General features: G+C 57.0%; 19 protein-coding genes. 5 read left to right on the top strand and 14 right to left on the bottom strand.

The annotated features are described in order from the left end of the window. Positions 1 to 4: 4 nt before the first annotated feature. From E1297_RS41075 to E1297_RS41050, 6 genes are all read right to left on the bottom strand, one after another. Positions 5 to 1,252, bottom strand: coding sequence for a glycosyltransferase family 2 protein (locus tag E1297_RS41075; protein ID WP_155148601.1), 1,248 nt, complete (start codon positions 1,250 to 1,252; stop codon positions 5 to 7). Positions 1,253 to 1,614: 362 nt separating this feature from the next. Next, on the bottom strand, positions 1,615 to 3,126 hold the full coding sequence (locus E1297_RS41070; protein WP_155148599.1) for an AMP-binding protein: 1,512 nt from the start codon (positions 3,124 to 3,126) through the stop codon (positions 1,615 to 1,617). Further along, complete coding sequence (locus E1297_RS41065; protein ID WP_155148597.1) at positions 3,123 to 4,544, bottom strand: aldehyde dehydrogenase family protein; 1,422 nt, start codon at positions 4,542 to 4,544, stop codon at positions 3,123 to 3,125. The genes E1297_RS41070 and E1297_RS41065 overlap by 4 nt, the downstream gene beginning before the upstream one ends. Before the next feature lie 55 nt (positions 4,545 to 4,599). After that, positions 4,600 to 5,559, bottom strand: a complete 960-nt coding sequence (locus tag E1297_RS41060; RefSeq protein WP_155148595.1) for a tripartite tricarboxylate transporter substrate binding protein — start codon at positions 5,557 to 5,559, stop codon at positions 4,600 to 4,602. 42 nt (positions 5,560 to 5,601) lie between these two features. After that, positions 5,602 to 6,057 (bottom strand): tripartite tricarboxylate transporter TctB family protein, encoded by a 456-nt coding sequence (locus tag E1297_RS41055; RefSeq protein WP_155148593.1) that lies wholly within the window; start codon positions 6,055 to 6,057, stop codon positions 5,602 to 5,604. After that, complete coding sequence (locus E1297_RS41050; protein ID WP_155148591.1) at positions 6,054 to 7,565, bottom strand: tripartite tricarboxylate transporter permease; 1,512 nt, start codon at positions 7,563 to 7,565, stop codon at positions 6,054 to 6,056. Before E1297_RS41050 ends, E1297_RS41055 begins: the two co-directional genes overlap by 4 nt. Before the next feature lie 115 nt (positions 7,566 to 7,680). Between E1297_RS41050 and E1297_RS41045 the strand changes: the two genes are divergently transcribed. Next, positions 7,681 to 8,724 (top strand): LacI family DNA-binding transcriptional regulator, encoded by a 1,044-nt coding sequence (locus tag E1297_RS41045; protein ID WP_155148589.1) that lies wholly within the window; start codon positions 7,681 to 7,683, stop codon positions 8,722 to 8,724. Positions 8,725 to 9,105: 381 nt separating this feature from the next. Continuing rightward, complete coding sequence (locus E1297_RS41040; RefSeq protein ID WP_155148587.1) at positions 9,106 to 10,104, top strand: LacI family DNA-binding transcriptional regulator; 999 nt, start codon at positions 9,106 to 9,108, stop codon at positions 10,102 to 10,104. Here the strand turns inward: E1297_RS41040 and E1297_RS41035 are convergent, their stop codons facing one another. Together E1297_RS41035 and E1297_RS41030 are read right to left on the bottom strand one after the other, a co-directional pair. Further along, positions 10,105 to 11,238 carry a Gfo/Idh/MocA family protein gene (locus E1297_RS41035; protein ID WP_155148585.1) on the bottom strand — a complete coding sequence of 378 codons (1,134 nt, stop codon included), beginning with the start codon at positions 11,236 to 11,238 and terminating at the stop codon, positions 10,105 to 10,107. 41 nt (positions 11,239 to 11,279) lie between these two features. Further along, on the bottom strand, positions 11,280 to 12,383 hold the full coding sequence (locus tag E1297_RS41030; protein WP_155148583.1) for a Gfo/Idh/MocA family protein: 1,104 nt from the start codon (positions 12,381 to 12,383) through the stop codon (positions 11,280 to 11,282). A 112-nt stretch (positions 12,384 to 12,495) separates the two neighbouring features. On the opposite strand from E1297_RS41030, the gene iolC reads away from it, so the two are divergent. The 3 genes from iolC to E1297_RS41015 are packed head-to-tail and all read left to right on the top strand — an operon-like array spanning position 12,496 to position 15,164. After that, positions 12,496 to 13,482 carry a 5-dehydro-2-deoxygluconokinase gene (iolC, locus tag E1297_RS41025; RefSeq protein ID WP_155148581.1) on the top strand — a complete coding sequence of 329 codons (987 nt, stop codon included), beginning with the start codon at positions 12,496 to 12,498 and terminating at the stop codon, positions 13,480 to 13,482. Between the two features lie 9 nt (positions 13,483 to 13,491). Next, the gene (locus tag E1297_RS41020) at positions 13,492 to 14,328 is read left to right on the top strand and encodes a 5-deoxy-glucuronate isomerase (protein WP_155148578.1); all 837 of its coding nucleotides are present in this window, start codon (positions 13,492 to 13,494) and stop codon (positions 14,326 to 14,328) included. Next, positions 14,325 to 15,164, top strand: coding sequence for a class II fructose-bisphosphate aldolase (locus E1297_RS41015; protein WP_155148576.1), 840 nt, complete (start codon positions 14,325 to 14,327; stop codon positions 15,162 to 15,164). The genes E1297_RS41020 and E1297_RS41015 overlap by 4 nt, the downstream gene beginning before the upstream one ends. A 13-nt stretch (positions 15,165 to 15,177) precedes the next feature. Here the strand turns inward: E1297_RS41015 and E1297_RS41010 are convergent, their stop codons facing one another. From E1297_RS41010 to iolD, 6 genes are read right to left on the bottom strand one after another with little or no spacing between them, the layout of a single operon-like run. Beyond that, positions 15,178 to 15,957: a TIM barrel protein gene (locus E1297_RS41010; RefSeq protein WP_155148574.1), complete on the bottom strand. Its 780-nt coding sequence runs from the start codon at positions 15,955 to 15,957 to the stop codon at positions 15,178 to 15,180. A 32-nt stretch (positions 15,958 to 15,989) separates the two neighbouring features. After that, entirely contained in the window at positions 15,990 to 16,748 is a 759-nt protein-coding gene (locus E1297_RS41005; protein ID WP_155148572.1) for an SDR family NAD(P)-dependent oxidoreductase, read from the bottom strand. Further along, entirely contained in the window at positions 16,745 to 17,551 is an 807-nt protein-coding gene (gene iolB, locus E1297_RS41000) for a 5-deoxy-glucuronate isomerase (protein WP_155148571.1), read from the bottom strand. The genes E1297_RS41005 and iolB overlap by 4 nt, the downstream gene beginning before the upstream one ends. 48 nt (positions 17,552 to 17,599) lie before the next feature. Then, positions 17,600 to 18,781 (bottom strand): phytanoyl-CoA dioxygenase family protein, encoded by a 1,182-nt coding sequence (locus E1297_RS40995; RefSeq protein ID WP_155148569.1) that lies wholly within the window; start codon positions 18,779 to 18,781, stop codon positions 17,600 to 17,602. A 49-nt stretch (positions 18,782 to 18,830) separates the two neighbouring features. After that, entirely contained in the window at positions 18,831 to 19,730 is a 900-nt protein-coding gene (iolE, locus tag E1297_RS40990; RefSeq protein WP_155148567.1) for a myo-inosose-2 dehydratase, read from the bottom strand. Then, the gene (gene iolD / locus E1297_RS40985; RefSeq protein ID WP_155148565.1) at positions 19,727 to 21,559 is read right to left on the bottom strand and encodes a 3D-(3,5/4)-trihydroxycyclohexane-1,2-dione acylhydrolase (decyclizing); all 1,833 of its coding nucleotides are present in this window, start codon (positions 21,557 to 21,559) and stop codon (positions 19,727 to 19,729) included. Before iolD ends, iolE begins: the two co-directional genes overlap by 4 nt. Positions 21,560 to 21,656: the final 97 nt, after the last annotated feature.

The following is a 21,656-nucleotide window of genomic DNA, read 5'->3' as shown; positions in this document are numbered from 1 at the left end:
CAGGTCATGCCGGTTGATTGAGCGCCGCAGCGCTGTGACCAGAGATGGCCGTTTCGCGTGCAGGCAGAACCGCATCATGGCGGGATCTGTTTCCGGCAACGATGGAAAGAAGAAAGCCCGAAAAGAACAGCTGCACGCCGATAATGATCATCGTGAAGGCCGCGATCAGTGGCCGCATTTCGTTCAAGGACCCGAAGTTCGACGCAATCCAGCCGGTGGTGATTGTCGCAACCCAAAACGCACCAATAAGTGCCAGAGATGCGCCACCGAGAATCCAATATTGCAGGCGGGAAAAGCCCAGCCAGTACCGCGCCCTTTCTGTTGGAACGCGTAATCCGTCACGATAGCTGCCCATCAGCGCGGCCAGCCACAGCACAATGGTCTGGGATGCCAGAACCATCGATGCACTGGCAACAACAGCCCAGTGGTCGCCGAACTTGAACCCGCCAATCAATACCATTTCCTGGTCTCCGCCCAACTGCAGCAATACAGTGATCGCAAAGCCGATGGCAAAAAGGAAAAGGGCGGGCACCAAAAACAGCCATGTAGGGCTGAGCATCAGCATGTAGATCAGGTGTCTTAGTCCGTCACGCCACGGATTCAGGTGCGGCGCGCGTCCGCGCCCGTCCGGTGACAACGTAATCGGAACCTCGGCGATGGTGAATTTCCGTAACACAGATTTCAGCAACATCTCCGACGCGAACTCCATGCCCGTCGAAGACAGGTTAAGTCGGTTCAACGCTTCTTTTTTGATCGCACGCAGACCACAATGCGCGTCGCCGATCTCGGTACGGAACAGGAACCGAAGGATACCCGATAGGGCAGGATTGCCGATATAGCGGTTTTTCCAGGGCATCGCGCCCGGTTTGATCTCACCGCTGAACCGGTTACCCATGCACAGATCGGCACCATCCATCAGGCGCCGGATCATCGGAACGGATTCGACAAAATCGTAAGAGCAATCACTGTCACCCATGACCAGATAGGCCGCGTTGGTTGCAGCAAATCCACCGATCAACGCAGCGCCGTATCCGCGCTGCGGGACATTGACTACGCGCGCACCGGCTTCTTCCGCCAGTTTCTGACTTCCATCCGTGCTGCCGTTATCAGCAACGATTACTTCCCCGGTCAGCTGGTACTCGTCTTTTAGCAGCACCAACGCCTCGCGCGCGCGACTGACGCAGGCCGAGATAGTCTCGGCCTCATTCAGGCACGGCATGACGATGGCGACGGAGTTTTCGTGCGGTACCATTGCTCTGAAGGCTCCCGATGCCCGTATGATTCATTCAACAAAAGCTAAAAAACAGGGTAATTGCGTCCAAATCGTGACCGCAACCTGACGAATTCGAGCTTGGCGGGGACTTCAGCAAGCACATCCAGCGGCACACGACGAACGATTGTCACCGCAACAGCTTTGCAGATCATTTGACGCGCGCATCCGAAACATGGTCCTAGTGGACGTAATACACATTAATCACAATGCCTTACGCAGGCATCGGACGGCCCGTATCTACTACCACGCCTGCCACCCTCGGCAGATGACAAGCCACGGAGATTCAGATAAGCTGTGAAGCGTCCGAGGCATCGATTTCACACCCTAAAAAGATCCAGACCCTATGACGTCGTTGCATCAGCCTTTTCATTGATCGATGCGAGTATCCTGTTTCGCTGAATCTTCCCGGATGGCCCCTTTGGCAAATCGGCCAATATGTAAATCTCATCAGGCGATTTGAACTTACCCAACCTGCTTTCACATATGCCCAATAAATCCAACGGCGTCAGGTCTGAACCGTCCCGAATCTTGACTGCTGCAGAAACTGTTTCGCCATAGCTTTTGCAGGGCCGGGCAAAGGCCGCAGCCTCAATGACATCAGGGTGAGAATACAGCGCCTCGTCAATCTCACGCGGGGCAATATTCTCGCCACCCTTGATGATCAGCTCTTTCAATCGCCCCGTCACATAGACGTAGCTGTCTTCATCCATGCGCGCCAAATCACCCGTTCGCAACCAACCATCCGGAGTGAAAGTACTCGCCGTCGCATCAGCATTCCTGAGATATTCCAACATTACGTTTGGCCCGCGAATGACCAACTCGCCCTCGGTACCGGCTGGCACCTGTTTGAGGTTTGCGTCAACTATCGCCGCTTCGTTCCCATAGGCTATACCGGGTGAGCCGATCTTGCGAACACCGGGCGGGAGCGGATTTGACAGAATTTGCGCTGCCGTCTCGGTCAGGCCCATGGTTTCAACGATCGGTATCCCAAAGCGATGTTCAAATGCCTGTTGGACATCGGGTGCCAATGCGGACGAAGCCGAACGGCCAAAGCGAACGCGCTGGCGGGTTTCGTCATCGGGGTCGATATCGGAATGCAACAGGTGCGATATGATTGTGGGCACAACCGAGAACCATGTTGCCTGCGACCGCCCCAGATTCCTCCAGAAACGGCTCGCTGAAAATTTTTCACACATGGCCAGCGAGCCTCCAGACACGAGCGTACCCATGACGGTCACGCAAAGCCCGTTGATGTGATAGATCGGAAGAACGCAGAACCCGCGGTCGGCTGCACTCAACTCGTGGGCGCTGGCCGTCGTCCAGCCACCGGCCAGCAAGCTTGCCTGGCTGTGCACGACACCCTTCGGGCGCCCTGTGGTGCCCGATGTATACATCAACAGCGCATGATCGTCCGCTGATACATCATGTAGGGAAGTTGCCGCTGGCTCGGTGTTTGAGATCTGCAATGCAGTGATTGTCGATAAATCTGCGGTCCGTTCGAACAGATCAGCCTGTCCCGGATGTACAAATCCATATCGCGCGCCGCTATGTTCCAGCGCATAAGAAACCGCGCTGTCGCCGGCGACCAGATTGATCATGGTCGCTCTGAATCCGCCGTAGAGAATACCAAAAAGAACCTCCAATGCCTCTCGGCTGTTTGGATACAGGATGGCGATGCTTTCCCCTTTTGCCACTCCCATTTCGGTCAGCATAGTCGCTATACGACGAGCGGTGTCACGCAGCTCTGACCAACTCAGGTCTGGCGCCCCGTCAGGAAACACAAAGCCTATTCCGCCCTGCCCGGCCCGCAGGTCCAGCCAGTCACGGACGGTTCCTTTTGGTGGCTCGTTCATCGACCGGCCTCCGCCCAGTACTGGCCGAATATCTCATCCAGCTCCGGTTCACGTGGCGCAATCTCGCGGACGATTTTGGTGGTTTGTACGAAATGCCTCCAATGAAGATTGGTATCGATGGAGTTTCCGCCCCAGCTGCCGCATCCCATGGATAGGGAGAACGGCATCCCATTGGTGAAACTGCCACCTGTCGCAAAGGTGTGAGCTTGATTCACAATCACCCGGCAGGTGGGAAGATCGCACCCCAATTGCACGGCGCGGTTGTCATCGGATGTGTGAATTCCAACCGAATGACCCGCCCCCTGATGCTCCAATATGTGCGTGGCCAGTGCCTTGGCTGTTTCGAAATCCGGTGCCCTGTACAGTGCCAGCACCCGACTCAGCTTCTCTCCGGACAGGGGGTGATCCGGTCCGATCCCATCGGTCTCGACCGCCAGAAATCTGGTGTCACCGGGAACTTTGTCTGCCATCCCCAGAGCTTCAAGCATCTTGTCTGCGTCCTGCGCGATGGCTGAACGGTTGAGATGTCCGTCCGGCCACAGCCGTGCCACGATACCCCCAGCGTCCGACGCCGGAACTAACGCTCCCCCCTCGTCGGCCATCGCGGCAACAAAGTCGTCATAGACTGCATCTACCACGACAACCGCATTCTCGGACGAACACGAGGTTGCGTTGTCAAAACACTTGGATGCCTTGATTTTGGCCGCCGCGCCCACAAGATCGGCGGTTTCATCCACAATCACGGTCACATTGCCCGCGCCAACAGCGACGGCAGGTGTGCCGCAAGATTGCGCGCGGTGGACGTTGTTCTGGCTTCCGGTGCAGATCACCCGGTCGCATGCTTCCATCAGTCGTTGGGTTTTTGCCTTTGAACCCGGCGCGGGGATCATCTGGACCAAATTCCGATCCAAACCCAACTTGTCGAATTCGGTATGGATGTAGCTCAGCAGCAGTTCACATGAGGCGACCCCCTTAGGTGACGGGGCAACGATGATTGCGTTGCCGCCCTTTAGCGCGTTGATGATGTTATTCGCCGGCGTCGCGGCAGGGTTGGTTGAGGGTACTACCGCTCCGATGACCCCGATGGGCCGGGCAATCTCGGTAATTCCCGTTTCAGGATCGTCACTGATGACGCCGTATGTCTTTGCCTCAGCAATGTCGCGCAGCAGGCCCAGCGTCTTGCGGTGGTTCTTGGTGATCTTGTCTGGCACGTTGCCCAGTCCGGTCGTCTCCACCGCCAGTTCAGCTAGCATCTGGTTTCGAGCGGGCTCCATGATCGCCCAGCCTGCTGCAAGTGCCGCCTTGTCATAGAGAGCCTGACTGCCCGATGCCTCAAAAGCGATCTGGGCTTGGCGGGCCTCCGCCACGATCCGGTCAATTTCCGCAATCTCAGGGGCTATGTCGTTCGGAGCGTTCATCTTGATCCTCGATTGGTTGTCCGGGGCGGATTGATCCCGCCCCGATTTCGGTCTTTCAGAGACCGGCCAGCAATTCATTCAGGGTTTGCTGGCGCTGCGACCACATCTCGATCACTTCGTCACGTGTCATGATGTGCATGGGTGAACCGCCCGCCTCCATCTTCTTGGCGACGCGGGAATTGGCAAACATCTCGGGCACGGTCACTGAGAGTTTCTCGATCACCTCGGGAGGTGTTCCTTTGGGCACCATCACACCCCGGAAGTTGACCGACGAGTTGTCCACGTCCAAACCCTGTTCCATCATGGTCGGCACATCCGGCAGGAATGCGTTCCGCTCCAGATCAGCAACCCCAAGGATTTTGACATTGCCCGCTTCTTGTGCGCGGAAGGCGTCAGACAAGTTGTTGATCCCGCCCATAACTTCACCAGCGATCACGGCTTTCATGGCCGCTGCACCGCCACCCTTGGTTGGGATGTAAGCCATCTTGGTTCCGGCGGCCTTGTCGATCTGCAACGCAGCGATGTGGTGGCCCACGAAAAGACCTGCACCAGATACGGTTAGCTTGCCGGGATTTTCTTTGGCATAGGCAACAACATCTTCCATCGAATTAAACGGGCTGTCCGCGCCCACGACAAACACGGCCGGGTCTGCGCCCCAATTGGCAATGGGTTCAAAGCTGTCAGTCGAGTATTCGACACCGCCTTTGATCGACTGCGCGATGAAATGCGGTACATTATAAGCGGCCAGAGTGTACCCGTCCGGGTCAGCCTGCGTGGCGAACCAGTTCCATCCCACACGCCCACCTGCTCCGGGCTTGTTGATGATGGCGATGGGCATTCCCAAAGCATCCTCGTTTCCGGCGGTCATGGTGACGATCCTTGCCTGAAAGTCTGTCGCCCCACCGGCACCATAGCTGACCATCATCATCAGTGGTCGTTCAGGATATTCCTCGGCCAAAGCGAAACCTGTCAGGCTCATAAGGGCTATTGCTGCCCCTGCAATCAGTCGTTTCATTTTACGTTTCCTCCCTGATTTGGTTCACCCGCGCAGGCGCGGTCAGAACAGAATTTCCCTTGGTGTGTAGACGTTCAGAAGCATGGCAAAGAGCCCGTACATCACCGCCACGAAGACCGCCGTGATGATCCCGCGTTTGATCCAGCTTTTGACCTCGGAATGCGGTGCGGGGTCGTAGATCGACAGCAGGATGAAGAAGGCGATGGTTGTTGCGGTGTAGAAACCCAGCGTCTTTGCGGCCCAAAACACGTAGATCAGGGTGATGACCAGCCCTGGGAGCATGTTGATGAACATTGTGCGTGTCACACCGCTACCGACTTTGGACAAACCCATGATCGCCTTGCCAAATGTCCACCCGGCCAGAACCACAAAGACAGTTGCGATCAGACGGGGGAACAGGAATGCTTCAGCTGGTTGTTGCGTATAGCTGACCCATGTGACCCATAGCCCGACGGCAAAGACCAGGCCCGAACCAAAGATATGTTGTGTTCGGTTCATGCCTGCGCCTCCTCTTTGGTGGTGTAACGTCGGCTGCGCAGTTCCATCCAAACCGAGTACATAATCGAGGCCAGAACCACCGCGATCAGGAACAGGTTCAAGCCCCCTGTCAGGAAGTATGAGGCCTTGCCGACAGTCGCGTCAGCTATCATCCCGCCCTGAATGAAGTTGGCTTCAGCAATCGGCCCAAGGATCAAACCCAGCACCAGCGGTGCAGCAGAAAATCCGAACCGCTCCAAAAAGAACATTCCGATGCCGAGGCAGGCCATGACATAGACGTCCCCCATCGAGCCCTGAACCGAGTAGGCTCCGAAAACTGACAGAGCCAGAACGATGGCTGCCATCACTGATTGCGGGACCTGCGCAACCCGCGCAGCCAGCCCGGCAACATAAAGGCCGAAGATACACATCAGCACCTGCCCGATCAGCATCGAGTTGATGAAGGTCCAAGCCACATCCGGGTGATTGTCGAACAGGTCTGAACCCGGGAAGATCCCGTGGATCAGCAACCCGCCAAGCAAAACGGCGGCGGTCGGGCTGCCAGGAATCGACAGCGTCAGCAGCGGGACCAGCGACGGGCCGACCATGGCGTTATTGGCGGATTCCGCAGCAATCACGCCCTCGGAATGGCCGGTGCCGAACTTGTCCTTCTCGGATGAAAACTTCTTGGTCTGGTCATAGGCAACAAGGCCCGCAATCTGCCCGCCAACGCCCGGAATAAGGCCAATGATAGATCCGGTCAGCGTACCGATGCTCAGCGCGCGGGTGCGGCTGAATAATTCTCTGAACGCAGCCGTTATCGAGTGGCGCTGTACCTCGATGACCTCGGCCCCGGTGTTGTGGCGGCCCTTTGCGAACATGGTCAGAACCTGAGGGATCGCAAACAGACCGATCAGCGCAGCGATGATGTTAATACCGCCACCCAAAGCTGGGTGAAAAATGAACCGCTGCGCCCCCATGATGTCGTCGAAACCGATGGTGGCCAGCCACAACCCGATACAGCCCGACAGCAAGCCCTTGACCACTGACGCAGAATCCAGCGTGCCGATCACCGTGACTCCGAGTATGGCCAGCCAGAAAAGATGCGACGGACCAAAGGCCAGCGCCCATTGGGCCAGAACCGGTGTGAGGAAGATCAGCAACAGCACACCAAAGATGCCACCGACCGCCGAGGCCAGAAACGAAAGTTGCAGTGCCCGGGCACCCTGACCTTGTTTGGCCATAGTGTGGCCGTCCAGAGTGGTGGCGATATTGGCCGGGGCGCCGGGGATCTTCAGCAGAATGGCGCTAACGGCCCCACCGGCAACGGTTGAAGTATAGGCAGCACCCAACAAGATCAGACCCTGAGCGGCCTCGAGCTGAAAGGTGAACGGGATCAGCAAGGCGACGGCCATTGTCGGTGACAGGCCTGGGGTCGCACCAAGGATCAGCCCTCCGATCGTGCCGCCCAGAAGCAGCAGGAACGACAGCGGCGTGAACACATCTCCGAAGTAGTAAATGAATTCCATCCAGGGCCTCCCAACCCGTCAGATCGTGCACTTTTCTGTTTGTTGACAAATCAGGTTAGGGAATGAAAATAGTATTGCAAATGTTTTCATAAATTCGACCGTGAAGGAGGGATTTATGCCTGATTATCAAAAAGGTAAGGTGGATATTGTTGCTGTAGCAAAGGCCGCAAAGGTATCCCCGTCTACAGTATCCCGCACCTTCAATCACCCTGATCTGGTGAGTCCGGCGACTCGGAAAAAGATCAACAGGGCAGTGCAAAGACTGGGCTATATCCGCAACCGCGCGGCCCAAACGATGCATGGCAAACGGTCCGGCACGATTGGCCTTGTCGTGCCTACTATCAATCATGCCATTTTCGCCGAAGTCATTCAGGCGTTCTCGGATTCAATCGACCGGGCCGGATTCAGCCTGTTGCTGGCATCACATGGCTATGACCTCGATCGGGAATACGCGATGGTCCGCAAGTTTCTGGAACATCGCGTGGATGGCGTGGCGCTGGTTGGGCTGGAGCATTCCGAAGCAACACGACGCCTGATCGATCAGCAGAAAATCCCTGCGCTGGCGATCTGGAATTATGCTGAAGATTCAGAACTACCTTGCGTTGGGGCTGACAATCATCTTGCGGGGCGTCAGGCAGCAGAGCACCTGATTTCCCTTGGTCATCGGGATGTTGGTTTGATTTTCCCAGACACGCAGGGAAATGACCGCGCGCGTCATCGTCTCACTGCAGTTGTTGACTATCTCGGCAGTCACGGGATCACGATCCCGGACAACCGTAAATCCGAAGCGCCTTACAGCGTGTCGCAGGCAAAGCAGGCAGCACTGGAGTTGCTGGCTGACACTCCGCTCCCAACGGCCTTGCTCTGTGGCAATGACGTCATCGCTCAGGGCGCGCTTTATGCTGCGCAGAAGCTTGGCCTAAACATCCCTCAGGACATTTCGATCATCGGTATCGGGGATTTCAAAGGGTCGGCGGATATTGAACCCGGTCTGACGACAATCCGCATACCTGCGGAGACGATTGGGACGTTGGCAGGTGAAAAATTCACCAGCTACATCACATCAGATACACCGGAGCCGTTCAGAATTTGTTGCGATCTGGAATGCATCGTCAGAGACACAACCAGTTCGGTTTCACTGGAACGCTTCGAGAGTTGATGATGCCCTTGGTCTAATTCTAGAGAGTTGCCAGATTGAGTTTGGGTCAAGATAAGCGCCGCTGCCTTTCATATTGTTCTTTGTCATCATGTTAATCCCCAGTGGGCTCCCATGATAACCTTGAACTAGTGCTGCCTGCCGTGTGTCTGGTGATCTTCAGCGAAACCAAAATTCACGTCAGTCTATTGGGCGTCGGCAAAGTTGGCAGGACAGTTGCGACCAGACCGCTAAACGATATGCATTGCAACGCAGACACTGAAACAGCAGGATTATCAGCGCGGTCTTTGCAACCGATTGCAAGTTTCTTGCAATAGTGCATAGTGGAGCCGCTATGAATATCCCGGTGAATACCCCAGAAATCCGTGGCCGGAACCGCCAGCGATGAGTGTAACCCTGAAAGAGGTCGCAGCGCTTGCAGGCGTGTCCCGATCAGCCGTCTCACGCACCTTTACCGAAGGCGCATCAGTTTCTGCAAAAACCCGCAGCAAGGTTGAAAAAGCAGCGCAGGCACTGGGCTACAGTCCGAATGCGCTGGCTTCGTCACTGACAACCGGTCGAACCAAGTTGATTGGGCTGATTTCGAATAACTTTCACAACCCGATTTTCCTTGAGGTCTTTGATCAATTCACTCGTGCACTGCAGGAACGCGGCCTGCGCCCATTGATCGTGAACCTGACTGATGAGACTGAGCCGGCAAATTCGGTCCGAATGCTGAGGCAGTATTCGGTTGATGCAGCGATTGTCGCGTCCTCAACCCTGCCCCCCAGCTTTGCCAAAGCCTTTCATGATGCAGGCGTGCCCGTGGTTCATACTTTCGGCCGTTCCGCCACCTCGCCTGAGGTCCATGTCGTCGGGATCGATAACGTCGAATGCGGTCGCATGGCCGCACGAGAGCTTTTGGCAAGGGGATACCAGCGCGTTGGATATTTAGGTGGTCCCAAAGATGCGACCTCGGCGCTGGACCGGCATCGTGGGTTCATGGAAGAACTCAGCAACCACCCGGATATTGACGTAACGTATTGTTTTGCAGGGGCGTATTCGTTTGAAGCGGGACGAGCCGAAATGCTGCGATTGCTGGAGGGCTCACCTGCCGAGGCGTATTTCTGCGGAGATGACATCCTGTCGATCGGAGCGCTGTCGGCATTGTCAGATCACGGGTTGAATCCCGGCAAGGACATCGGGATCATCGGCCTGAATGACATGGAAATGTCGCGCTGGGAAAGCGTCGATCTGACCACAATCCACCAACCGATCAAACAGATCATCACGTCGTCTGTGGATCTGGTTGAGGAAATGCTAAAAGAGCCCCAGCGCTATCCAGAGGCCCGAATTTTCCCGTGCCGGGTGATTGAGCGGGGCACACTACGGCCCCGCCCCTGATCATCGAAACATCGGTGGGCGCGCGTCTTTCCACGCGCCGTCCTCCCGGCCAGAGGCCACCGCTGCGTGGACCGCTGCAATAGACCGAACGCCGTCTGATGCATTTGGCAAGCCGTCGCGGTGCTCACCCTGAATCGCATCGGCCAGATCGCAATAGATGTTCGCAACGGCCAGCGGAAACCCTTCGGGATGCGCGATCGCTACGCGTGAGAGTCGCTGAACCTCGTCATGCAATCCGCCTTCGCCCTTTTCAATGATCTGAGTCCGGCCTCCAACAGGTGTGTAAATCAGCTGGTTGGGTTGTTCCGATGCCCAACGCAACCCACCTGTTTCGCCAAACACCTGAATGTCGAACCCATGCTGTCGCCCGATGGCAACGGATGAGGTCCAAAGGCGTCCGACAGTTCCGCCCTCCATCCGGAAATTGATCATCGCATCATCTTCAAGCTCGCGACTCGAGATGGTGGAGGCCAGATCGGCAGACAGGTTTTTCACCTCGTCATCGCAAATGAAACTGGCCATGTGCAGTGCATGAATACCGCAATCGGCGAACTGACCCGATACGCCCGCCATCGCAGGATCATAGCGCCAGCGAACACGCGGGTTATCCGCGTCAGTAGCATCCCCGTGATGGCCATGGCTGAAGTTGGTCACGACCAGACGCACCTTACCGATGTCGCCCGCCCGGACCATTGCACGGGCCTGCCGCACCATGGGATAGGCGGAATAGCAATAGTTCACCGCGCAGATCTTGCCGGACGCTTCGGCCACGCGGACGATCTCTTCCCCCTCTTCCACTGTCATGGTCATCGGCTTTTCGCACAACACATTGAACCCGGCTTCGAGGAAGGCTTTCGCGATCTCAAAGTGGGTCGAGTTCGGTGTCGCGATAGTCACCAGATCAATCCGGTCTGCGCGATCCTTTTCCCCTGCCAACATCTCGCGCCAGTCACTATAGGCGCGATCGGCGGCGACACCCAATCGTTGGGCATATTCGCGACCAACGTCAGGGCGGTGATCCAATGCGCCAGCGGTAAATTCGAACATCCCGTCAGCCAATGCGCCCAGACGGTGTGCGGGCCCGATCTGGCTGCCTTCGCCACCACCGATCATGCCCCATTTCAGCTTTGCCATGGTTCGTGTCTCTCTTCAGAAGTCTCGTTGTGTTTCAGCGTCTAAAAATCGCCAATTTCCTGCCATTGGCGCTGCTCGGACGAGGCCAGAGCTGCCGCCAGAACCCGATTGACTTCGTGCCCATCCCGGAATGTTGGCCAGATTGCCTTTCCGGTGTGAATGGCCTCAAGGAAGTCCTTCGCCTCAATGATGATCTGGTCCTGGTATCCCGTTCCGTGCCCGGGCCCCTGACAGAAGGGTTCGTAATCCGGGTGTGCCGGTCCGGTCAGGATCTTGGTGAAACCTCGCGTCGCCTCTGGCCCGTCGTGGCGATAGTACCAGAGGGCATTCTGGTCTTCCTGATCAAACCGAATGGCGCCTTTTGTGCCCGAAATCTCATAGGCATAACCCATCTTTCGGCCAGTCGAGATACGACTTACATAGATGTTGCCCATCGCGCCGTTTTCGAAGCGGCACATGATCTGAGCGTGGTCGTCATTGGTCACATCCCCGCCGGGGCGCGTATGATGAACGGTTTCAACTTCGGCCATGACCGCAGCAATGGGCCCGATCAGTGCCAGCGCACCATTGACCATATGTGGGGCAAGGTCGCCCATCGTTCCGTTCGCCATTCCTGTGGTTCGCCACGTGGCCGGGGCCTGCGGATCAGCATAGAAATCTTCGGTGTGCTCGCCTCGAAACCAGGTGATGTCCCCCAGTTCACCATCCGTAATGAGCTGACGTGCATATTGGGTCGCGGGCGTCCGAACGTAGTTGAAACCAACCATATTGGTCACGCCAGCCGCTTCGGCGGCCAAAACCATGGCCCGGCCATCATCAAGGGACGCGCCCAGGGGTTTTTCGCACAAAACCGGCTTACCAAGCGCAACGGCGGCTTCGGCAATTTGACGGTGGGTCGATTGAGGTGAGGCAATTACAATGGCCTCAACCGCGGGATCGTTGACCAGCACCCGCCAATCCTCGGTCGCGCGATGAAATCCGTAAGCCTGACGGTATCGTTCCGCGCTTTCCGCGCTTGAGGCACATATCATCTCAAGCCGCGGTCGCAGCACAGTGTTGAACACGGCCCCTACAGCCGACATGGCAACCGAATGGGCCTTGCCCATATAGCCGCCACCTACGATTCCAATTCCGATTTCAGGCATCTATCACGGCTCCGAACATATTATTTGCAACCGGTTGCAAAATCAGTATCGTGTGAATCGATTCAACGCAAGGTCCAAACTTTGCTGACCCCTTTTTGCCGGAGGACATGACTTGAGCGCTTTGATAGATGGTATCAAAGGAAACCGGTTCGCTGTTTTGGGACGCGCAGGCATGGACCTGTTTGCTGACCCCATTGGCGTCAAAAGCGAAGACGCTGATACATTTCGGGCCGATCTCGGGGGTTCGTCCGCGAATATCTGTGCAGGGCTGGTCAAGCTTGGCAGTCAGTCATCGCTGATCACGTCGATTGCAGATGACGCCATCGGTCGGTTCTGCATGAATCGCCTGAATCACTACGGTGTGGATACGTCATATATTCGCGTCGTTGGCGGCGAATACCGTATGTCGCTTGCGGTCTATGAAAGCACGCTGGAGGACTTTCAGAATGTCATCTACCGCAATGGCGCGGTTGATTTTCAGGTCACCGAAGAAGACATGGACCAGGTCGACTACGGCAAGTTTACCGCGCTGATCTCGGCCGGAACGGTCTTTGCGGCCGAACCTTCGCGCAGCGCTACGTTTCGGGCGATCGACAATGCACGCAACGCAGGACTGCCAGTTATCTTTGACATCGATTACCGACCCTACAGTTGGCCCTCGCCCGAGGTTGCCGCAGACGTCCTGTCGCGCGCTGGTGAAGCAAGCGATCTGATCGTCGGAAATGATGAAGAGTTTGGGTTTATGGCCGGCGGCATTGAAAGAGGATTTGAAAAAGCCAGGGAACTGGCCCGGAAACCCGGGCGGATCGTCATCTACAAGATGGGTGAAAAAGGTGCCATCACACTGGTCGATGGTGAGGAAATCCACACTGGGATCTACCCCGTCACCGCCGTGAAACCCAACGGGGCAGGCGACAGTTTCATGGCAGGCCTGCTGGCTTCAATCGCCGCTGGTCATTCATTGCGGGACGCGGTCATGCGGGGATCTGCCTGTGCCTCGATCGTTGTGTCACAACCCGGCTGCGCCCCGGCCATGCCGACAACCCCAGAGCTGAACAAATTTCTTGCGTCCCACCCGGGCCCCACAGCGGCCCCATAGGAGACAACCATGCATATCGCGCCATATGACAATCAGAACAAACCAATCGTCGATGCGGATGACCCAACGGTTCCGCTGAACTACTTCAACATCGTCAAACTTAAAAAAGGCGAAGCTTTCGAATATCAGGTTCCGGGCTATGAGACCTGCATCGTCCCTGCCACTGGCAGTGTCGATGTTGACGTCGAAGGTGTTCAGTTTGCCAAGCTGGGCAAGCGGGGCGAAGATGTCTGGGACGGCGACCCGGAAGGTGTTTACGTGCCCGTCGGCGCCAAGGCGCAGCTGGTCTGCGTGTTCGATGAAACCGAGGTTTTCATCGCGGGTGCTAAGTACGACAAGGTGCTTGAACCCTTCGATGTCCGTGAACATGATCTTGTTCAATACGGCAGCGACGACACCAAGACCCATCGCAAGATCAAGCACATCCTCGGTCAGAAACAGCACGACAAGGTCGGTCGGCTGCTGGTCAGTGAGTTGTTCACAGTTGGTCAGGGCGGCTGGTCCGGTTTTCCAAGTCATAAGCACGACACCAACCGCCTGCCGGATGAAACCCGTCATGATGAGACGTACAACTTCCGCTTCAAACCCAACTGGGGCTCGGGCCTGCAGATGTTGCAGCGTGAAGACAATGATCCGGGGGATGCATATCATATCGTCGACGGCTCAACGATCTGCATCGACAAAGGCTATCACCCCTGCTGCGTTCTGCCGGGGTACGAGATGTACTATTTCACCATTCTCGGCGGCCTGAGCCAGCGTTCACTGGTCCAGTATTTCCAGCCCACCCATGCCTATCAGATCGAAACGATCCCCGGCATCAAAGACATGATTGCAAAGTTCAAATGACCCTTGTCACACTCTCAGACGTTCTGAAACCGGCTTATGAACAGGGCTACGCCATTGGCGGTCTTGTGACTTTGGGTTGGGAAGACATGCGCGCCTATGTGGCCGCTGCTGAAGCCGAAAACGCACCCGTGATCCTGCAAGCGGGACCCAGCTGCCGCGAGCATACTCCGTTGCCGATTTTAGGCAAAATGTTCCGGCATCTGGCCGAAAACGCATCCGTCCCGATCGTAGCGCATCTGGATCATGGCTACACGTTCGAAGACTGCAAAATCGCGCTCGACAGCGGGTTCACGTCGCTGATGTTCGACGGCTCCAGAAAACCGCTGCAACAGAACATCGATGAAACCGCAGCCATCGCGGAAATGGCACATGCAGCAGGTATTTCCTGTGAGGGCGAGATTGGCTTTGTCGGCTATTCCGGCGGAGAAGGGTCCAACGGTACCGATCCTGACGAGGCGGCTAAGTTCGCGCGCGAAAGCGGTGTGGATGCGATGGCCATCTCGGTCGGCAATGTTCATCTGCAGGAAAACAAGGAAGGCGGGCTGGACGAGGCACGCATCACACAGATCGATGCTGTGACCGACGTACCTCTGGTCATTCATGGCGGATCTGGCGTGCCGGTGGAACAACGCAGCCGATTGGCCCGCGAGACCTCGATCTGTAAGTTCAATATCGGGACTGAGTTGCGCATGGCATTCGGTGCAGCATTGCGCGAAGCGGTGAATCGCGATCCCGATCGCTTTGATCGAGTGACGATCCTGAAAGAGACTATTGATCCGGTCGAGGCCGCCGCCCGCACTGTGATCCGTGCCTTCGGAGCGCCACCCCAAAGGTAGGCGCCCCTTCAGGTCAGACAGTGAATGCGGTCCGGAATGCCTCTAGGGCCGCTTCCGGATCGCCCGAAGCAAAGGCCTCCATACCCACCGGACCGCGATATTCGAGCTCATAGAGTGCCTTTGCGATCATCTTGTAATTGATCTCGCCCGATCCGGGTTCACAGCGGCCCGGATTATCCGCCACCTGTATTTCACCGATCCATGGCAGGCACTTATCGCACCACCGGATCAGATCCCCCTCGCCGATCTGCGTGTGATAGAGGTCGAGATTGATGCGTAGTTGTGGACGGTCGACCGAAGACACCAATGCAAGCACATCAGCCGTGGACCCAAACGGGCAACCGGGATGGTCCAGCAGATTGAGGTTTTCCAGCGTGAATACCACGCCTTCCTCCTCGGCCAGATCGCAGATGCGGTTCAGAGTATCACGCGCCTTGAGCCACATGTCTCCGCTCACGACATCATGCTGACAGATCGGAATGCCACCATCGCCAAGCCCGGTGCCATGCAGGTTCAATCTATCTACATTCAGCCGCTTGCCGATCTGCGCTGTTTCCCGTGCTGAACGAAGCAGCATCTCTGCACCCTCATCATCCGCCAGACGCCCCTCGAGATAGCCGTTCATGATGGTGAAGTTAGCGCCGACAGCTTCGATTTTTGCAAGATCCAGATCAGGCCAGTTCCAGAGTCCGACACCAAACCCCATCTCGGTCAGGCGGGCGACACGCCAATCCATGGGTTTGTCCAGCCAAAGCATTTCGGCGCAGGCCGCCAGTTGGAAAGGTTGGGACATTCCCACTCTCCTATTTCGGTTGTTATGCGATTTCAGATGGAACCGGCTTCGACCATGAAGTTGCCGGCGCTGCACATCGCTGCATCATCCGAAGACAAAAACAGCACCATGCGGGCGACATAAATCGGGTCAATCGGATCCGGCAAGCATTGGCGATCAATCTGCTTGGCCAAGGCTTCAGGTGTGATCCACAATTCCTTCTGGCGCTCGGTCATGATCCAGCCGGGCACGACTGTATTCACGCGAATACGGTGATCCCCCAACTCGCGTGCCATGGTTCGGGTCAGCCCGTGAACTGCCGACTTCGCGGTCGCATAAGCCGGAAACCCTGCCCCCGCCTCCCACCAGGAGTTCGAGCCTATATTGACGATCGATCCACCACCCTTTTCCATCATGCCCGGAGCGACGGACTGAATGGCAAAGAACATGTGGCGGATGTTGGTTGCCATACGCTCGTCCCAGTATTCGGGGCTGACCTCACGCCAGTCATGGCGGTCATCATGGGCGGCGTTGTTAACCAGCACATCGGCATTGCCCAGTTCCTCAATCAACTGGGTAAAGGCATCCCGCAGGGCTTCGATATCGCGCAGGTCGCATTGGGCAAAGACATGCTCAGCCTTCAGATCAGCCAGCAACGCATGGCCGGCATCCGCGTTGATATCCAAAAAGCCGACCTTTGCGCCTTGCGCGGTAAAGCTGCGAACAATGTCTGCTCCGATCCCCGCCGCACCTCCGGTTACAAAAACGGTCTTGCCGTTCAGACTTGGGTAGTTCGCAAAGGCTTGGGTCAACTGTCACGCTCCATGATCCATTCCACCTCGGGGGCTGCAACGAAGCGCCATTTCCGAAGTGGTCCGGCCATGACGTTCAGGTAATACATCTCAAAACCGTAAGGTGCACCGCAAGGGTGATGGCCACGCGGGACGGTCACAACATCGCCATCAGACACCGCCATGGTTTCGTCCAGTTGGCCGTCATCCGTATAAACCCGCTGTATGCCGAACCCATTGGCGGGATTCAGGCGATGATAATACGTCTCCTCAAGATAGGTGATGCGCGGATAGTCGTCTTCGTCATGACGGTGGCTGGGGTATGACGACCAGTGCCCGTTTGGCGTGAACACTTCGGTCACAAGCAGGCTGTCGGCGTAGTCCTCAGCCTCCATCGCGATGTTATTGATATAGCGTGTGTTCACACCCTTGCCGCGTTCAGTCAGCGTGATCCCGTCCGGGCCGATCCGCCGGGCCTCGTGACCACCTTTGCCTGGGGCCGAACACACAGCGATCACGCAATCGGTTTCGGCCACGGCCTCCCATTCGGTTCCGTTTGGCAAATAGAGGCAATGAGGTGGGGTCTTTTCAAAGACGTTCATCCGGTCGCCCAACACGCCCCAATCCTGATCCGCTCCGGTAATGCGCGCCTTGCCTTCAACCATTACAAGGATGACTTCGCGGTCTCCGGTTACCTCGGCTGCCCGGTCCCCCGCCTTCAAATGGTAGAGCCCGAAACCCACATATCGCCACCCGGCGCTGGCCGGGGTGATGTCGTGCACCTTGCCACGGGTGCCAAAAGGTTTCTTGAGCAGGTCTGCCATATTTGTATCTCCTTAAAAGGCGGGCATTGGTTGCCCGCCAATAATGCTTCATGCAGCCTGCCGGGATTGCAGTGCAGCAAAAACCTCGGACAGTTGCGCCTCAGTCCAGCCTTCGGAAACCGCGCGTCGCAGGATATCCGCCTGACTTTCCGGTGCGTTACCTCCCACAGGTGGGTCCGTATCGAGATTGGTCGGAAAGGGGTATCCCTCTGCCGTGGCCGCTATGGCCGCGTCCAGTTCCGCTGCCGTCAGATCGCCTCGTTGTTTCAGAGCAATCAAAGACGGGAACACCGCCTCGGACATGGATCGTCTGTCGATGGCCTCCATCGCGCGGCCAAAAGCCGAGGAGATCTGCAACAAGTTAGCCATTCGGTGAATATCTGCGCTGCTGTTTTCCCCTGCCGCATGGAACAGTGCCGGGTTGAAGAACACCGCATCGCCCTTCTCCAACGGCAACTGGATGTAGCTTTCCTCGAAATAGGCTCGATGGGCCTCATCATGGAAGGCAACGTAGCCCGGTGCGTAAAGCTGTGAAAACGGCAACAGCTTGGTGGGGCCACTTTCAACCGGCATATCGCAATGAGCCACGGCCCCCTGCAATGTCAGCGTTGCTGTCACCAGATGGGCGTGAACCGGATAGCGCGCCGCGCTATCGGCGCTTTGGAATCCCAAATGGTAGTCACGATGCGCCTGCTGGGCCTTGCCTCCGGGGCGCACCTGATTGATTTGCGCCGTGACCTGATAGTTTGGTCCCAACCACGCTTCACACGCCGCCGCTAACGCCGTGTTCCCGAAATAGAGCGCAAAGCCTTCGGGGTCGCGCAGGCACTGTTTTTGCAGCGCATTCCAAATCCGGTCATTGGCCCCGGACGCGGCAAAGTGGTCGCCCTCACCGCCACTGCCTTGACGCTCTTCCTCTATGATCTGCCGAAAGACAGCCGTGGCCCGGTCGATCACCGAGGTATCGGCAAACGCCCCTTTCAGCACAATCACCCCGGCCGATTTATCCAGAACATGCCCCCACTCGGCCAACAGAGCCTTGCGCTTGATGGAATCATCAAGCGAGGGTCGCAGCGTATGCATGTCATAGATTGGAACGTTTTTTTCGATCGAGGCGGCATGCGGCACCGCCTCGGCCAACAGGTTCTGCGAGGTCAACACCTTGAATTCATCCAGATCACAGGATTCCCGGTCGAAATAGCCGACGAAACCGAGTTCTTGATGCACCATGATTATTCTCCTCTTTCATGGCTTCGGTGTTGCCCCGAAGGGCGGGTTGTTACGCTTTGATCTCCAATCCCGCCTGACGGCAGACCTCGACAATGTGGTCGTAACCTTTCTTGGAGTACTCATAGGGCGGCGCCTTGGCGGGGTCCTGTTCAGCCTCGACCACGATCCAGCCCTCGTATTCCATGGCTTTGAGCGCATCCGCGACCGCCTGGAAATCGATGCAGCCATCGCTTGGGACCGTGAAGGCACCGGCAATCACAGCATCTAGGAAGCTTCGATTATTCTCTCGTGTCTCCTGCACCACTGCCGGGCGGATATCCTTGAAATGCACGTGATGCACACGATCGCCCCAGCGGTTCAGCGTGGCCATCACATCGCCGCCGCCAAACAACAGGTGGCCGGTGTCAAAGCACAGCTTCACTTCGAGCCCTGATCCTTCCATCAGCCAGTTCACGTCATCTTCGCTTTCGATGATCGTGCCCATGTGATGGTGATAGGCCATGGTCATGCCCTGATCCGCCATCCATTTGGCCAGCTCAGTGATCTTTGCACCGTAGGCCATCACCTCGTCTTTGGTCAGCTTTGGCCGGTCATTGACCGGCGTCCCGATCTGCCCCTGCACTGTGTTCGAGCATTCGGCGTAGACGATACACGGGCTGTTCAGCGCCACGAACTGCTCGACCTGTTCCCGCACCGCCTCGCGTTCGGTTGCAAAGTCGTTGACCAGAGACGCGCCCGAACACCAGCCGCCACAGAGCGCGATGCCGTTCCCGTCGAGATAAGCACGCAGACCTTCGGTATCGCCAGGCATCCGCTGCCCGCGTTCGACGCCGATATATCCGATCTCGCGCGCCTCTCTCAGCGCCTGCTCCATGGTAAAGGCTGCCGTCAGGTCCGGCAGATCGTCATTTTGCCATGCGATCGGAGAAATCCCGATTTTCACGCTCATTTCGTGTTTCTTTCCTTGATGGCGGCTTCATAGGCCACGCGTTTTTCATTCACTTCGGGACGAATGCTGACTTCGGGCACTGCCACTTCCCACCACGTTCCGCCATATTCGGTGGATGGATAGGGATCTGTATCGATGACAACCACATAAGGTCCCTTGATTTCGGCCCGTTTTGCCAGTGCCTCTTCGAGTTCGGCGATTGAGCTGACCTTGACCGATGTCGCACCCATCGAGGCCGCGTGGGCCGCAAAATCAATCGATGAAGGCGACTCATGCACCGCGTGATCCAGCAGGTTGTTAAACTCGGCTCCGCCAGTGCCCATCTGCAAGCGGTTGATGCAGCCAAAGCCACGGTTGTCAGTGATGACTACGGTAAAGGGCACGCCCATCATGGCGGCCGTCGCCATTTCCGAGTTAGCCATCATGTAGGTGCCATCACCCGTAAAACAGATCACATCGCGATCCGGCTGGGCCATCTTGATGCCCATGGCGCCTGCAATCTCATAACCCATGCAGCTAAAGCCGTATTCCATGTGATAGGCACCGGGGCGCGGTGCCTTCCAAAGCTTATGCAGTTCTCCGGGCATCGTGCCGGCTGCGCACATCACAACTGTGTCGTCGTTCGAGGCTCGTTGAACCGCGCCCACAACCTGCATATCTGTCGGCAACGCATTGCTGTCGGCGGGCGCATCAGTAAGCGCATCCACCTTTTCGAACCAATCGGATTTCAGCGTATTTGACACCGACGGAGCCTGATAATCGCCCAAACCAGTTCCCAATTCGCTCAAGCCAACACGCGCGTCCGATTGCAGCGGCATGGCACCATGCTTTTCGGCATCATACGCAGCGGTGTTCAGACAGACCATTTTGCGTTCAGGGTTTGAGAACAGACCCCAGGACCCTGTGGTGAAATCCTGAAGTCGCGTGCCTACGCCCAACACCAGATCGGCCTCGGCACACACGGCATTCGCAGGCTCTCCGCCAGTTACGCCAACAGGGCCAAGATTTAGGGGATGATCCCACGCAAGCGATGACTTGCCGGCCTGCGTTTCTGCGACAGGCACATTGTGGGTTTCGGCAAAGCTTTGCAATGCGGCAGTGGCATCCGAATAGTGCACCCCGCCTCCAGCTACGATTACCGGTCGTTTGGCAGCCTTAATCGCTTCGACGGCACGCGCAAGTTCACCCTCGTCCGGACGAATACGGCGCTGGTGCCACACGCGGGGCTCAAAGAAGCTTTCGGGATAGTCATATGCCTCGGCCTGCACATCCTGACAGAAGGCCAGCGTCACGGGCCCGCAATCGGCAGGGTCGGTCATAGTGCGAAATGCGCGCGGCAATGCTGTCAACAGATGTTCGGGGCGGCTTATCCGGTCGAAGTACCGGCTGACCGGACGGAAGCAGTCATTTGCACTGACAGTTCCATCGCCGAAATCTTCGACCTGTTGCAGCACTGGGTCCGGACCGCGCGTTGCGAACACATCACCCGGCAGCAACAGAACCGGCAGGCGGTTAACATGCGCCAGCGCTGCTGCAGTAACCATGTTGGTCGCGCCAGGCCCGATTGAAGATGTCACGGCCATTGCGCGGCTGCGACCCATCTGCTTGGCATAGGCAATAGCCGAATGCGCCATGGTCTGCTCATTATGCCCCCGATAGGTAGGCAAACTGTCTTTCACGGCGTGCAGCGCTTCACCCAGACCGGCCACGTTACCGTGCCCAAAGATGGCCCAGACGCCTGCGATGAACGGCTCTCCGGCCTCGTTCATCTGCGCCCCCAAATAACGCACCAGAGCCTGCGCCGCGGTCAGTCGGACTGTCTTGCTCATCACGATCCCTTTCAACACGAAGCCGCCATCGGCCTTCCGTTGGTTGTCACATTTGCGAAAGTGTCAGGCTTTTTTGCCGAGCCTGCAATCAGTGTGG

The organism is Roseibium sp. RKSG952 (genome assembly GCF_009711355.1).
Note: the sequence above shows the minus strand (reverse complement) of the source record. Positions and strands in the feature narration are given on the sequence as shown.